Below are 14,658 nucleotides of genomic sequence, written 5' to 3' on the forward strand. Positions count from 1 at the left end.
AGACTTTAAAAACAAAAAAAGCATTTCGGAGTTTATTCCGAAATGCTTTTTTTATATTCTTTCTGTTTGGAGTCAGAAGTTATGAGTTATGAGTTATGAGTCGGGAGTTTTGACACTCGAAACTCGAAACTCGAAACTCAAAACTAGCCAAGTACCTACCCATTCATAGAAATTAGAAACTCCTCATTAGTTTCGGTAAATTTCATCTTATCTTTAATAAACTCCATAGCCTCTACCGAATTCATATCTGCGAGCATATTTCTCAATATCCAAATTCTTTGCAATACTTCTTTATCAAGTAGCAAGTCGTCTCTACGTGTACTCGAAGCTGTAATATCAACGGCTGGGAATATACGTTTGTTGGATAATTTTCTATCAAGTTGCAACTCCATGTTTCCGGTTCCTTTAAATTCTTCAAAAATAACCTCGTCCATACGCGAACCAGTTTCGGTAAGAGCAGTTGCAATAATAGTAAGCGAGCCGCCATTTTCAATCTGACGAGCAGCTCCGAAAAATCTCTTAGGTTTTTGAAGTGCATTAGCCTCTACCCCACCCGATAACACTTTACCCGAAGCCGGAGCAACAGTGTTGTATGCTCTTGCCAATCTGGTAATAGAGTCTAACAGAATAACAACGTCGTGTCCGCATTCGGTGAGTCGCTTGGCTTTTTCTAAAACCAAATTTGCAATTCTAACGTGTCTGGCTGCAGGTTCGTCAAAAGTAGAAGCAATAACTTCGGCATTAACATTCCTTGCCATATCGGTAACCTCTTCGGGACGCTCATCAATAAGCAAAACTATTAAATAAGCCTCAGGGTGATTATATGCAATGGCATTAGCTATTTCTTTTAAAAGAACAGTTTTACCTGTCTTGGGCTGAGCCACAATCAAACCTCTCTGACCTTTACCGATAGGACTAAACAAATCGACAATACGTGTACTCATGGAGTTTTGCGGATGTCCGGTAAGGTTAAACTTCTTTTCCGGAAACAATGGTGTGAGATAATCAAAAGGAATACGGTCGCGAATATCGTCGGGAAGCATTCCGTTTATTTTTTCAACTCTTATAAGCGGAAAATATTTTTCGCCCTCTTTAGGCGGACGAATTGTACCTTCTATGGTGTCGCCGGTTTTTAATCCAAACAACTTTATCTGCGATTGCGAAACATAAACATCGTCGGGCGAGTTAAGATAATTATAGTCGGAAGACCTGATAAAACCGTATCCTTCGGGCATAATTTCCAACACACCTTCACATTTTACAATACCTTCAACTTCCCACGAGAAAGGTTCTCTGTGTGCTTGCTGATTATTGTTGTTTTGTTTTTTATCCTGAAATCTGTTCTTATTGTTTTTGTTATCCGAACTGCCAACACCGTTTTTGCTCTGTTCGCCATTAGGTTTATCTTCTTCAACCTTTGCCTTTTTAACTTCCAATGGCTTTTCATCTATAGTTTTACTTTCCGATATATCAACATACTCCTCTTTGTCGGTATATGCATCCATCTCATCTTTTAGGTCAAACGATGGCAAATACATGTCGTCCAAAATCATTCCGGCATCTTCGTTGTCGAATAAATCGGCAGCTACATTCGCTTTTGTGCTAACAACTTCCGTGGCAGGTTTTTTATCTACCTCTGTTTTATTATTAGTAAATTTACGTTTGTGTTTATCGTTTCTTTTATTTTTTTCAGCCGAACTTTGTCCCGTTTTGGGATTAACAGGACTGCTTACTACCTCACTACTGCGTTTTTGCTCGCTCGTATTTAGCTTATTCTCAACCGTTTTCTCTTTGGGTTGTACTTTTTCGTCGGGTTTGGCACTATCCACTTTGGTGGTGCTTGTACCACTAGCAGGTTGCGAAATATCGCGTTTAACCGAACTCGCAACTATAGCATTTCTGTTGGTTATTCGTTTTCTGCCTCTCGTTTCTTTTTTGGCTTTTTGCTCACTTTGCTCCTTCTTAACAACCGCTTCGGAAGGATTTGCAGCCTGAAAATCAAGGATTTGATATATTAGATCTTGTTTTTTGTAAGAGTCGACTTTTTTAATTTTAAAGTCTTTGGCTATCACGCGTAATTCGCTCAACAATTTGCTTTCTAACTCTTTTTTATCGTACATAAAATATATTATTTGATTATAAATCTTAGATTGGATTTTTAAAATATAAACCGATAAATCTTATTTGATATTACTGATATTGAAAAGACTACAACACCCTGCTATTATGTGATTAAAGGAAATAAGGTAAGTAATCTTTGGGAAATAAGAACTTTGATTTTTTTGCAAAGATATAACTTTAATTCAATTTGCAAAAAAAATGTTGAATTGTTTTTCATAAATTACCGTATTTACTTGCACACAATTTTGCAAAACTCTAACTATATATGCATTTGCAACTACTATATAAGGGCTACACCGCGTATTTCAAGACTTTTTAATAATAGAAATTCGTAAAAAATCTTTAATATTTTTTAAGTTTTATTTGGATAATATGAAAAAGTAATTATTTTTGCACAGAATATCTAACAAAATATCAACATTTTAAAATTATAGGAGGACACTTATCGGCAAATTTCTACTCTAAATTAAAGTAAATATCATACTAACAATAAGAAGTTATGACAACAAACACTTCGCAAGTTAGCGACAAACAGCTAATTGATGAGTATATTGCCGGTGATAACAAGTGTCTCGAAGTCTTAATAAACAGACATCGCCAAAAGGTATATACCTATATTTTAATGATGGTTAGAGATTCTTCCTGCGCCGACGATATTTTCCAAGACACTTTTATTAAGGTTATTAACACTTTAAAATTGGGCTATTACAAAGAAGAAGGTAAATTTGTTCAATGGGTTATGAGAATTTCTCACAACTTAATAATTGACCATTTCAGAAAGAATAAAAAAATGCAGACAGTTGAAGCCTACAACGACGACTACGATATTTTTGATTTGATTTCTGAACCTACCGCTTCAATTGAAGAACAATTGGTTACAAAACAAATTCATGCCGACGTCAGAAACTTAATCAATTATTTGCCCGACGAACAAAAAGAAGTGTTGATTATGCGACACTACGAGGATATGAGCTTTAAAGACATAGCCGAACAGACGTCAGTAAGCATCAATACCGCATTGGGCAGAATGAGATATGCCCTTATAAATCTGCGAAAATTGATAGCCGAAAATAAAATTGAACTTAACGCATAATTATTAAAAATTTGCACAATATTTTTTATTAAGGTACGTTTTAAGTTAAACAAATTATGTCAAACTTAAATTCGCACCATGATAAAAAACTCTACCCTTAAAAAAAATTCAACAACCAAAATAAAGCATAGAGAAAACAAATTTATGCCTTCGGAGGTTGCAATCAAAAACATAATGGCGTATTCTTACGCCCTATATGTTACAAAGTGCAGCGACGGAACTCGCTTGCAGTTTATCCTAAATTAATTTATTAATTATCATTTGTGATACAATAGGCGATTTTTCAAGTCGCCTATTGTACGTATAGGTTATATTGCACAATGTCTAAAAGTAAAAAGCAACTTTTCGATGCGGTTATTGAGCGTTTTGAAAAAAACATGCCCGTTGCCGAAACGGAACTCAACTACAAGAGCCCTTACCAACTGCTTGTTGCCGTCATTTTATCGGCTCAATGTACTGATAAACGTGTGAACATGATAACTCCGTCGTTTTTTGAAAAATTTCCCGATGCTCATGTTTTGTCGGAGGCTGAAGTTTCTGACGTTTACGAAGTTGTAAAAAGCTGCTCATATCCTAACAATAAGAGCAAAAACTTGATAGGAATGGCTAAAACGCTTGTGTCGGAATTTAATAATGTTGTTCCTTCCGATGTTGACGAACTGCAAAAAATGCCCGGAGTTGGCAGAAAAACAGCCAACGTAATAGCATCGGTGATATATGATAAGCCGGCTATGGCTGTCGATACACACGTACATAGAGTTTCGGCTCGTATCGGTTTGACCACAAACGCCACTACCCCTTTAAAAACCGAACAGCAATTAGTTAAATATATTAGAGAAGACCTTATTGGCAAAGCTCACCATTGGCTTATTTTGCACGGAAGATATACTTGTATAGCAAGAAAACCAATATGCGAAATATGTTTCTTAAATGATTTGTGCAAATACTATAAAGAATCAACATCAAACAAACAAAAAAAATAATTTCAAAATGAAAATCTTACAAAAAGGCGACAAAGCACCCGATTTTAAAGCAACCGACCAAAACGGTAACGAAATTTCTATTTCAAAATTTGCCGGCAAAAAGATAGTACTGTATTTTTATCCAAAAGACGATACGCCCGGATGCACGGCACAAGCCTGCAATTTACGCGACAATTATAAAGAACTAATCGACAAAAACTATGTTGTTATAGGTGTTAGTCCTGATAATATTGCAAAACACGAGAAGTTTGCTCAAAAGTATTCGCTTCCTTTCCCTCTCATACCCGACCCAGACAAAGAAATTATTAACATGTATAATGTTTGGGGCAAGAAAAAGTTTATGGGCAGAGAGTACTTTGGAGTTAACAGAACAACTTACATAATTGATGAAAACGGAATAATAGAAGATATTATCACGAAAGTTAAAACAAAAGACCACGCTGCTCAGATAATTTAAACGTAAAATTATTATGACTTTTTTTATATAAAGTTTAGCGATTTAGTTTAAATTTGTAAAATCATTTACAAAAATTATAAAAATAAGACTCATGGCAAAAGAAAAAGAAAAAACAAAAGAATTGGATAAAGAAACTCAGGGCAAACTTAACGCTTTGAAGCTGACTATAGATAAAATTGAAAAAACATACGGAAAAGGCTCAATAATGAAATTGGGTGACGAAAATGTTGAAAAAATTCCGGTTATTTCTACAGGTTCATTAGGCTTAGATATGGCATTGGGAGTTGGAGGTTTCCCGAAAGGACGTGTTATAGAAATATTTGGTCCCGAATCGTCGGGTAAAACGACATTGGCAATCCATGCAATAGCCGAGTCGCAAAAAGCAGGCGGAATTGCCGCATTTATTGATGCCGAACACGCATTTGATAGAACTTACGCCGAAAAACTTGGTGTGGATATAGAAAACCTACTTGTATCGCAACCCGACCACGGCGAACAAGCTCTTGAAATAGCCGACAGTCTTATCAGATCGGGAGCTATTGATATTATTGTTATTGACTCGGTTGCTGCGCTTACTCCTAAAAGCGAAATCGAAGGCGAAATGGGCGACTCAAAAATGGGTCTTCATGCAAGATTGATGTCACAAGCTATGCGCAAACTTACTTCTACCATCAGCAAGACAAAATGTTGCTGTATTTTTATCAACCAGCTTAGAGAAAAAATAGGTTTGATTTTTGGAAATCCTGAAACTACAACAGGCGGTAATGCTCTTAAATTTTACGCATCGGTAAGAGTTGATATCAGACGCTCTGCTCAAATTAAAGAAGGTGACGAAATTATTGGAAACCGCACCAAAGTTAAGGTTATTAAAAATAAAGTAGCTCCCCCATTTAAGCAAGCAGAATTTGATATTATATACGGTGAAGGAATTTCTAAAGTTGGAGAAATTATTGATATAGCTTCCGACCTTGATATTATTAATAAAAGCGGTTCGTGGTACAGTTACGAAGACACTAAGTTAGGACAAGGAAGAGAGGCTGCTAAAACAGCACTCTTGGATAATCCCGAATTGTTTGATATTATCGAACAAAAAATTAGAGAAGCCTTATCTAGCAAATAAATTTATCAGTTACTTCTATAATTACATCAAATACAATGAAAAAATTTTTTATCGTTGTGGCTTTGTGCGCAGTGGTTGTTACTTCGTGCAATAATAAGAATCAAACTTCCGATGCAGAAGATAGACTCGAGGTTTTAAATAAAAAAATAAAAAAAGACTCGAAAAATCCGGAATTATACTTGCAAAGAGCATTGTATTACCAATACAACAATTCTCTTGATGATGCTTTAGAAGATATTAACAAGGCTGTTGAACTAGATCCTAAAAATGCCAATGTATATTTAATAATGTCGTCTGTTTATATTTCGATGGGAAAAGCTCAAAGCGCTATAGAGGCGATTAATACAGGGCTTAGCATTAATCAGAATAATATTGACCTTTTATTGGGCAAAGCCGAATTGTATTTTCTGATGAAAGATAAAAAACAATGCCTTGAAACAATTGAAACTATCGTTAAAATAGAGCCTAATACGGCAAAAGCGTATACAATAAAGGGTTTGTTGGAAATGGAAAACGAAGAAACCAACGAGGCTATTGCAAGTTTCCAAAAAGCCATTGAAATTAACCCTAAAGAATATGATGCTCTTATTCAGTTGGGCTTTATATTTCAAAATATCGATAAAAATATTTCTATTGACTATTTTAAAACAACGGCAAAACTTTTTCCCGACAAGATAGAACCAAGATACGACTTGGCAATGATTTATCAGCAAGAAGAAAAACCTTACGAAGCAATAGAAATGTATAAGGAAATTTTGCAAATTGACTCGACAAACTCTAATGCGTATTACAATATGGGTTACGTATATTTGGCTATGTTGAATGATTTTGATAAAAGTATTGAGTTTTTTAGCAAATGCATCAACTACGATAACTCCAATACCAATGCGTACTTCAACAGAGGTTACTCTTATGAATTGTTGGGCAACATAAAAGAAGCCAGAATTAACTACGAGAAAGTGCTTTCGTTAGAAACCAACAATGAAATGGCTATAGAAGGTCTTAACAGGTTAGACTCTCTTGAATAGCATTTCAGCCTTACACTTTTGGAAAAAAATACAATACCGATACCACAGCCGTAGCTAACGATATTATTAAAAAAACAGATGCCCAAAAAACTGCCGGCAACTTGGTTAGTTTTTGTAATACGCTTGCGTCGCCTGCTTTTTTGCTGTTCTTTATTGATAATCTTAAAAGATTTATGCACGAAATTATTGACTCTACAAAAATTATATGTGCATAAAAGCATACGGTTAAATGTATTACATCTTGATTTTTGTACACCAGCACAAAAACATTTATCAACGAAAAAACTATAGCCCAAAACACACCATAATAATTTCTGATGCTCAGAGCCAATAGTATCAAGGAAATTGAAGTCAGAATAACTAACGGAAAAATATAATTTTGCTTACTTATACAATAGTACATAAGTAGCGCAAAAGCCGAAGCCGTGATGTACCCGGAAATTGAAACCAAAAATCCCGAAAATTTATTTTTCGTTTTCGATATTGTATTGCCCGAATTGTCGGAAAACAAGTTAACAGCAACAACTTCGCCTTTTGTAAGCAGAGCCATAAAAAAATGCCCAAACTCGTGCACCATTGTTTCTACACCTTTGAAAAATTTGCCAAACACGGGAATTCTGCCAAGCAAAATAGCTAAGAGCAAAAGTATATAGAATATTAGGTTGTAATTACTTATTATTTCCATTTAAAAAATGCTGCCTGTTTGATATATCAGCAAAGATACAACATACGCCAAACCTGTTGAATATAAAACAACAAATAATGCCCATTTCCAGCTCCCCGACTCCCTACTTATTGCAGCAATAACGCCCACACACGGGAAATATATCAATATAAATATCATAAAACTTATTGCTACCAAGCGTGGAGATTTGCCGGTGAAATCTTCATTTATTTCGTATTGTCGTTTCAAATTATCAACCAAAGTAGCACTTTCGGCTTCAGGCGAATGGTACAAAACTCCGAGCGTACCAACTACAACTTCCTTAGCTGCAACGCCTGTCAGCACCGCAACACTCATTTTCCAATCGAAACCTAAAGGTTTCATTGCAGGTTCAATAAAATGACCCACACGTCCTATATATGAATTTTCTTGCTGTTTGTATTTTTTTTCTGCCGAAATAATCCGTATTGAATCCTGCACGGCAGCTAATTTTGCACTATTTTGACTTTCTTGACTCGACAATTCAGAAATTGTGGTCTCAAGTTTTGCAATTTTGGCTTCATATTCTTTTGCTCCTTCAAAATTTCGCGGGAAATAATTCAGCACCCAAATAATTACTGAAGCAATTAGTATTATTCCGCCTATCTTTTTCAAGTACATATTTGTACGATTAATCATCTGAAAAACCGTATTTCTAACCGTAGGCATTCGGTACGGCGGAAGCTCCATAACAAAAGGTATATCTATTTTTTTGAACAAAGTTTTTTGCAACAACAATGCTGTTAAAACCGCTATTAATATGCCGGATATATATATGGAAAACAAAATAGTACCTTGATATTTATTAAAAAATGCAGTAATAAAAAGTACGTAAACCGGTAGCCTTGCACTACACGACATAAAAGGGTTTATCAGCATAGTTATAAGTCGGTCGCGTTTGCTTTCAATAATTCTGGTACTCATAATTGCCGGTACATTGCATCCAAATCCCATTAGCAATGGAATAAATGATTTTCCGTGCAACCCGATTTTGTGCATAAACTTGTCCATTATAAACACTGCTCTTGCCATATAACCTGTGTCTTCCATAAGTGAAATGAAAAAGTACAGTATTAATATATTTGGCAGAAAAGCCAACACCCCACCTACTCCTGCCAATATTCCATCAACTATAAGATGATTGACGAGTGTATCGGGAAAATTTTTAATAAAAATACCAGAAAGCCAGATTACAAAACTTTCTATCCAACTTTGAGGATATGCTCCTATCTTGAAAGTTGTGAAGAAAGTCAGCCACATGAAAAACAAGAAAATAGGGATGCCTAAATATTTATTGGTCAGAATATTATCTATTTTGTCGCTCTGATTTGCGTTTAATTTCTTTTTACGTTTTAGAGTCTCCTTCAGAGCCCCCGAAATAAAGGCATATTTGGCATCGGTAAAAATGTTTTCGGCAGTGTCGCCATATTGTTTTTCAATAGTTTTGATATTTCGTTTTACAACATTATCAATACTTTGAAAGTTTGATAAATCCTGCGCCAATTTTACCACTTCCGGATCTTTTTCAATTAATTTAATTGCAAAAAATCTCTCCGATACTCTGTTAAAAATAGCAACATCATCGGCTTTTTTTAGTTCGGCTCTGATTTCACTTATAGCTTTTTCGATAGTTTCGCCGTAATTAATATGTATATGCCTTACAGTTTTGTCTTTATCGTGAGCAACGTCGGCAGCTTTTTTAAGTAAATTATGAATACCTCTACCCCTTGTAGCAACTGTTGGCACAATAGGTATTCCTATCAATTTGCCTAAATATTCGTAGTCTAATGTATTTCCGCTTTGCTCAAACTCGTCGTACATATTGAGAGCCAATACTACCTTAATATCCATATCAATAAGCTGAGTGGTAAGGTATAAACTACGTTCCAAATTTGTTGCATCTACAACATTAACAACTACATCGGGCAAGTTTTTTAGTATGTAATCTCTAACAAAAAGCTCTTCGGGCGAATAAGCAGTAAGCGAATACGTGCCGGGTAAATCAGTAATTTTGTAATCTATTCCGTTTTTAGTTATGTTCAACTCTTTTGCTGCAACCGTAACTCCTGCGTAGTTGCCTACTCTTTCGTTAGCTCTACCAATCTTATTAAAAAGAGTAGTTTTTCCCGAATTCGGATTGCCTACAAAAGACAAATACAATTTGTTGTATTGCGCTTTATGCTTGTTGTTAAAATCGCCTATAACAGCCTCAGCTTCGGCTTTATCACATTTGCTACATATTTCATCTATGCTGTCGTCACTTATTTTCTCAACTTCTATCAGTTCCGCTTCACTATTCCTTATACTAACATTATAACCTAAAATACAGTATTCAACAGGGTCTTTTAGCGGAGCTTTTCTTATTACCTTAACAGGTTTGCCAACAATAAAACCCATCTCCATTATGCGTTTTCTGAACGCTCCAATACCCTTTACTCTCGTAATAACGCCTACTTCTCCCTGTTTTAGATTTGTTAACAGCATGAATTTATCCTTATTTAGATTAAATAAATTTAGTGCAAATGTAATACAGAATTTGATAACAAAGGGGTTTTTATTAATATAAATTAAACAATAATTTAAAGTTAAACTACATTTGACTGAAAAGCAACAACATACAATAGAAACGTTTTTTTTAAATAATTATCTACTTTTGTAGAATTAATCACTATTATCAGAAAAGCACAATGACTACAACTGAAGCCTACGAAACAAAAGAAGCATTAGAAATGTACGCTGTAGCAAATGAGTTTTGCATTTTTACCGAAAACATTTCTGAATACGAAAACAAAAATATTTTCCTATTCTACTCGCGAATATTGCCATTGCTATATATAAAAGGTTCGCTACTAAAAAAAGTTTATTACGACGAAAATTTTCCGAGCGAAAGATTTGTTACCGAAGAAATTTGGGAAAACGTATTCGAAACATTAAAAAACAAATTATCCGACGATGATATATTTTACGCTTTTTACGATTATAATACCGACTTAACCGAAACCAAATCAAGTATAGCCGAAAATATAGCCGATATTTATCAGGATTTGAAAGACTTTACCATTCAATTTTCAGAAGGATTAGTTTATCAAAAAAACAATGCAATTGCCGATTGCAAAACATTATTCACAAACCATTGGGGCAATAGAATTTGTCTGCTTATGCCTGCTTTACATGATAAACTTTACAAAACATCTGAAAATAATTACATTTAGATTATCTACAAAATGTTAAAATTATCTCGTAGATGAATAAAGAATTGTACCTTTGCAGTTTTTAATCGACTACAAAATTTCATAACATGAAAGGCACAAGATATATTTTTACTACCGGAGGTGTAACTTCTTCGTTAGGAAAAGGGATAATTAGTTCGTCATTGGCAATGCTCCTCATTGAAAGGGGGTTAAGAGTTACCATTCAGAAGTTAGACCCTTATATAAACATAGACCCGGGCACTCTTAACCCATATGAGCACGGCGAATGCTACGTTACCGACGACGGTGCCGAAACTGATTTGGATTTAGGGCACTACGAAAGATTTACCAACGTCAGCACAAGTCAGGCTAACAACGTAACAACAGGTAAAATTTATTTGAGCGTAATTGAAAAGGAACGCAGAGGCGATTACCTTGGCGAGACAGTTCAGGTTATACCCCACATCACCGACGAGATTAAAGAAAGAATAAAAATATTGGGAAACAGCGGCAAATACGACGTTGTTATTACTGAAATTGGTGGTACTGTCGGCGACATTGAAGCTCTACCGTACATTGAAGCTATGCGACAAATGAAATGGGAGCTCGGAAACCTGTGTATTGATATTCATTTAACGCTTGTACCTTACCTATCGGCTGCCGGAGAGTTGAAAACCAAACCTACGCAACACTCGGTAAAACAGTTGCTATCGTACGGAGTACAGCCCGACATTATAGTTTGCCGCACCGAAAAATATTTAAACAAAAACATTAGGGATAAAATTGCTTTGTTTTGCAATATCAGTCCCAGAGCAGTTGTACAATCGCTTGATGTTAGCAACATATACGAAGTTCCGTTGCTTATGCACAAAGAAGGCTTAGATCAGGTTGTTATTGAAAAAATGCAACTAAAAGCCAAACGTGCTCCTAACTTGAACAAACTAATACACTTTTTGGATAAACTGAAAAATCCGATAGGCGAAGTAAACATTGGACTTGTAGGAAAATATGTAGAGCTTCCCGATGCGTACAAATCTATATCCGAAGCCTTTGTTCATGCAAGTGCTCAAAACAGATATTCGGTTAAACTAAAACTAATCCAGTCGGAGTTTCTTAACGACAAAAACGCAGCCAAGATGCTTAAAGGACTTGACGGCATATTAGTAGCACCAGGCTTCGGACAAAGGGGCTTTGAAGGCAAGATTTCGGCAGTAAAATATTCGAGAGAAAACAATATACCGTTTTTGGGTATTTGCTTTGGAATGCACGCTGCAGCAGTAGAATTTGCACGAAATGTATTAAACATCGAAGACGCTAATAGCTACGAAATTGATCCGGATACAGCAAACCCGATTGTTAAAATAATGGACGATCAGAAAAAAGCCGACAAAAAGGGTGGAACTATGCGACTTGGAAAATATGAGTGTACTATTAAGCCCGATACTATTGCGTGGAATGTATACAAAAAAGAAACTATTGAAGAACGACAAAGACATCGCTACGAGTTTAACAGCAAGTACCTTAAACAATTTGAAAAAGCCGGTGCCGTTATTTCAGGTACAAATCCTGACAGCGGTTTAGTTGAAATTATTGAAATAAAAAACCACCCTTGGTTTGTTGCAGTACAATTTCACCCCGAATACAAAAGTACAGTAGAAAATCCACACCCATTATTTGTTAAATTTGTTAAAGCCACTATTTCGTACAAAAAAAAGAACAACAATAATAAAATTAAAAAATAAAAATATTTCACTTAACTAAATTATGAGCAAAACAAACATAATAGGCATTGTACTACTTGTAGCTGTACTAATAGGCTATAGCCTATGGATGGCTCCGACAAAGGAAGAAAGAATTGCATTACAGCAAAGAGCCGATTCGATTAGAAGAGTACAAATAGCCGACTCCGTTGCTAATGCTATTCTACTAGAAGAAGCACGTGCAATAGAGGATTCTTTAAGTAAAATTCAAGCCACAACAGACTCAATTGCAAGACCATTTGCCCTTAGCGATGCTGAAAGCGAAAAGTTATACACATTTGAAAACGAAAAGGTAAAACTAAAAATATCGGCAAAGGGCGGACGCATATGGTCGGCTCAACTCAAGCCATTTGTAACCTACGACTCACTGCCACTTATCCTGTTTGAAGGCAACGAAAATGAATTCGGCTTTGATATTAGTACCGCCGATTTAAGAATTGTTAATACTAACGATTTGCTTTTTGAGCCTTTACACGAAGAAGACTCTATTTGTGTTTCAGGTCAAGACAGTGCTAGGTTTTCATTGAGATACTATCCCGAAAAAGAAAATTCAACAGATAGCTATATAGAGTACATATACTCTATGGAGGCAGACGGATATAATGTCGATTTTGATATTAAATTCGTCAATATGCAGAAATATTTTGCTCGAAACATGATTGACATTCCATTAAAATGGAAAACCACTCTACTACAACAAGAAAAAAACTTAAAAAACGAGTTGGCTCAAACTACTGTGTACTACATGAATTCAGCCAACGAAGTTGACAACTTAAAACCTACTAGAAAAGAAGACAGCTATCGCACTTCGGGAGAAATAAAATGGATTTCGTACAAACAGCAGTTTTTTTCGTGCCACTTAATAGCCGACAATACTTTTACAGGCGCAGAAGTTGGCGTTAAAAATGCCGATAATACCAAAAGAGAACTTAAAAAAATGCAAACGCATTTATTGTTTTCGCTCGATAATGCCAACAATCAGGAATACAATATGCGATGGTTTTTCGCTCCTACAAAATACAAAGTAATGCGTGGCGAAAAACTTAACCTTGAAAGGCAAATACCTTTAGGTTGGGGTTTCTTTTTGATGCAATGGATTAACAGAGGTCCTGTTTTGCTTATTTTTAACTGGTTAGAATCTTTTAACCTTAGCTATGGGATTATTATTTTAATTCTTACAATTTTCATCAAAATACTACTACTACCTATTGCTTACAAAACTTACATGTCGCAAGCAAAACAGAGAGTACTGAGACCCGAAATTGAAGAAATTAATAAAAAGTTTCCGAAACAAGAAGATGCTATGAAAAAGCAGCAAGCCACAATGGACTTGTATAAGAAAGCTGGGGTAAATCCCATGTCAGGTTGTGTTCCTATGCTACTGCAATTCCCTATTCTTATAGCTCTTTTCAGATTTTTCCCATCTTCGTTTGAGCTCAGACAGCAACCTTTTTTGTGGGCAACCGACTTATCGTCGTACGACTCTATACTCGATTTGCCGTTTAACATACCTTTCTACGGCGACCACGTCAGCTTGTTCACTTTGCTCATGACTATTTCTACCGTTATTTATACTTATTTGAATAACAAAATGATGGGGACTTCAAGTCAGCAGCTTCCAGGCATGAAAATGATGATGTATTTAATGCCTATTATGTTCTTAGGCTTATTCAATAATTTCTCATCAGGATTGAGCTATTACTACTTACTTACAAACTTGTTCTCGTTCTTACAAATGTTTATTTTCTACAAACTAGTTGACGATGATAAACTTCACAGACAACTACAAGAAAATAAAAAGAAACCTGTAAAACGCTCATCGTTCCAAAAAAGATTGGACGAAGCTATGAAAATGCAACAAAAATCGAAAAGATAAAACACTCTTTTTATAAACAGGTTTGTATGCCCAGGTCGTGTACATTTAATAACAAACTTTTTGTAACTGTACATCTGTGTGTGCTATTGCTATTATGTTTTAATACTGCAAAAAAAGCGTATTCGCAAGACCTGAACAATGAGATAAATAAAGTTGATTCTAAATTTTCTTTTCACGTAGAAGGAGCCCATTTGATGGATTACTTCTTCGACCACGAACATCCCAAATTTTACAATAAATACAATTTTGGCACTCACCTTAATTATAGGGTTAATATCGACAAGTACAAGCTATACGATAAACTTTACAGAAATCCTACTCAAGGA

13 protein-coding genes are annotated in these 14,658 nt (G+C 35.3%); 10 read left to right on the forward strand and 3 right to left on the reverse strand.

Going from position 1 to position 14,658, the window contains the following annotated elements; translation table 11 throughout:
* Positions 1–155: 155 nt before the first annotated feature.
* Positions 156–2,120 carry a transcription termination factor Rho gene (rho, locus tag PHP31_06725; protein ID MDD3738971.1) on the reverse strand — a complete coding sequence of 655 codons (1,965 nt, stop codon included), beginning with the start codon at positions 2,118–2,120 and terminating at the stop codon, positions 156–158.
* A gap of 500 nt (positions 2,121–2,620) precedes the next feature.
* Between rho and PHP31_06730 the strand changes: the two genes are divergently transcribed.
* The 6 genes from PHP31_06730 (at position 2,621) to PHP31_06755 (ending at position 6,802) form a co-directional block, all read left to right on the forward strand.
* A complete protein-coding gene (locus PHP31_06730) occupies positions 2,621–3,214 on the forward strand; it encodes a sigma-70 family RNA polymerase sigma factor (GenBank protein MDD3738972.1) in 594 nt (197 codons plus the stop codon).
* Between the two features lie 78 nt (positions 3,215–3,292).
* Positions 3,293–3,460, forward strand: coding sequence for a hypothetical protein (locus PHP31_06735; protein ID MDD3738973.1), 168 nt, complete (start codon positions 3,293–3,295; stop codon positions 3,458–3,460).
* A 74-nt stretch (positions 3,461–3,534) separates the two neighbouring features.
* Entirely contained in the window at positions 3,535–4,197 is a 663-nt protein-coding gene (gene nth, locus PHP31_06740; protein MDD3738974.1) for an endonuclease III, read from the forward strand.
* Positions 4,198–4,210: 13 nt separating this feature from the next.
* A complete protein-coding gene (gene bcp, locus PHP31_06745; protein MDD3738975.1) occupies positions 4,211–4,654 on the forward strand; it encodes a thioredoxin-dependent thiol peroxidase in 444 nt (147 codons plus the stop codon).
* Between the two features lie 91 nt (positions 4,655–4,745).
* Positions 4,746–5,774: a recombinase RecA gene (gene recA, locus PHP31_06750; protein MDD3738976.1), complete on the forward strand. Its 1,029-nt coding sequence runs from the start codon at positions 4,746–4,748 to the stop codon at positions 5,772–5,774.
* Between the two features lie 35 nt (positions 5,775–5,809).
* The gene (locus PHP31_06755; GenBank protein ID MDD3738977.1) at positions 5,810–6,802 is read left to right on the forward strand and encodes a tetratricopeptide repeat protein; all 993 of its coding nucleotides are present in this window, start codon (positions 5,810–5,812) and stop codon (positions 6,800–6,802) included.
* 10 nt (positions 6,803–6,812) lie between these two features.
* On the opposite strand, the gene PHP31_06760 is transcribed toward PHP31_06755, so the two are convergent.
* Positions 6,813–7,487: a M50 family metallopeptidase gene (locus PHP31_06760; protein MDD3738978.1), complete on the reverse strand. Its 675-nt coding sequence runs from the start codon at positions 7,485–7,487 to the stop codon at positions 6,813–6,815.
* The gene (gene feoB / locus PHP31_06765; GenBank protein MDD3738979.1) at positions 7,488–9,989 is read right to left on the reverse strand and encodes a ferrous iron transport protein B; all 2,502 of its coding nucleotides are present in this window, start codon (positions 9,987–9,989) and stop codon (positions 7,488–7,490) included. It lies immediately after the preceding gene.
* A 203-nt stretch (positions 9,990–10,192) separates the two neighbouring features.
* Here feoB and PHP31_06770 point away from each other — a divergent pair, with 203 nt between their 5' ends.
* From PHP31_06770 to PHP31_06785, 4 genes are all read left to right on the forward strand, one after another.
* Positions 10,193–10,717: a DUF5063 domain-containing protein gene (locus tag PHP31_06770; GenBank protein ID MDD3738980.1), complete on the forward strand. Its 525-nt coding sequence runs from the start codon at positions 10,193–10,195 to the stop codon at positions 10,715–10,717.
* Positions 10,718–10,803: 86 nt separating this feature from the next.
* Positions 10,804–12,438: a CTP synthase gene (locus PHP31_06775; GenBank protein ID MDD3738981.1), complete on the forward strand. Its 1,635-nt coding sequence runs from the start codon at positions 10,804–10,806 to the stop codon at positions 12,436–12,438.
* A 22-nt stretch (positions 12,439–12,460) separates the two neighbouring features.
* Positions 12,461–14,332, forward strand: a complete 1,872-nt coding sequence (gene yidC / locus PHP31_06780) for a membrane protein insertase YidC (GenBank protein ID MDD3738982.1) — start codon at positions 12,461–12,463, stop codon at positions 14,330–14,332.
* Between the two features lie 26 nt (positions 14,333–14,358).
* Positions 14,359–14,658, forward strand: a 300-nt coding sequence (locus tag PHP31_06785) for a hypothetical protein (GenBank protein MDD3738983.1), incomplete at its 3' end; no start/stop codon positions are given.

The sequence above is a fragment of the Lentimicrobiaceae bacterium genome, assembly GCA_028697555.1.
Lineage (GTDB): Bacteria > Bacteroidota > Bacteroidia > Bacteroidales > UBA4417 > UBA4417.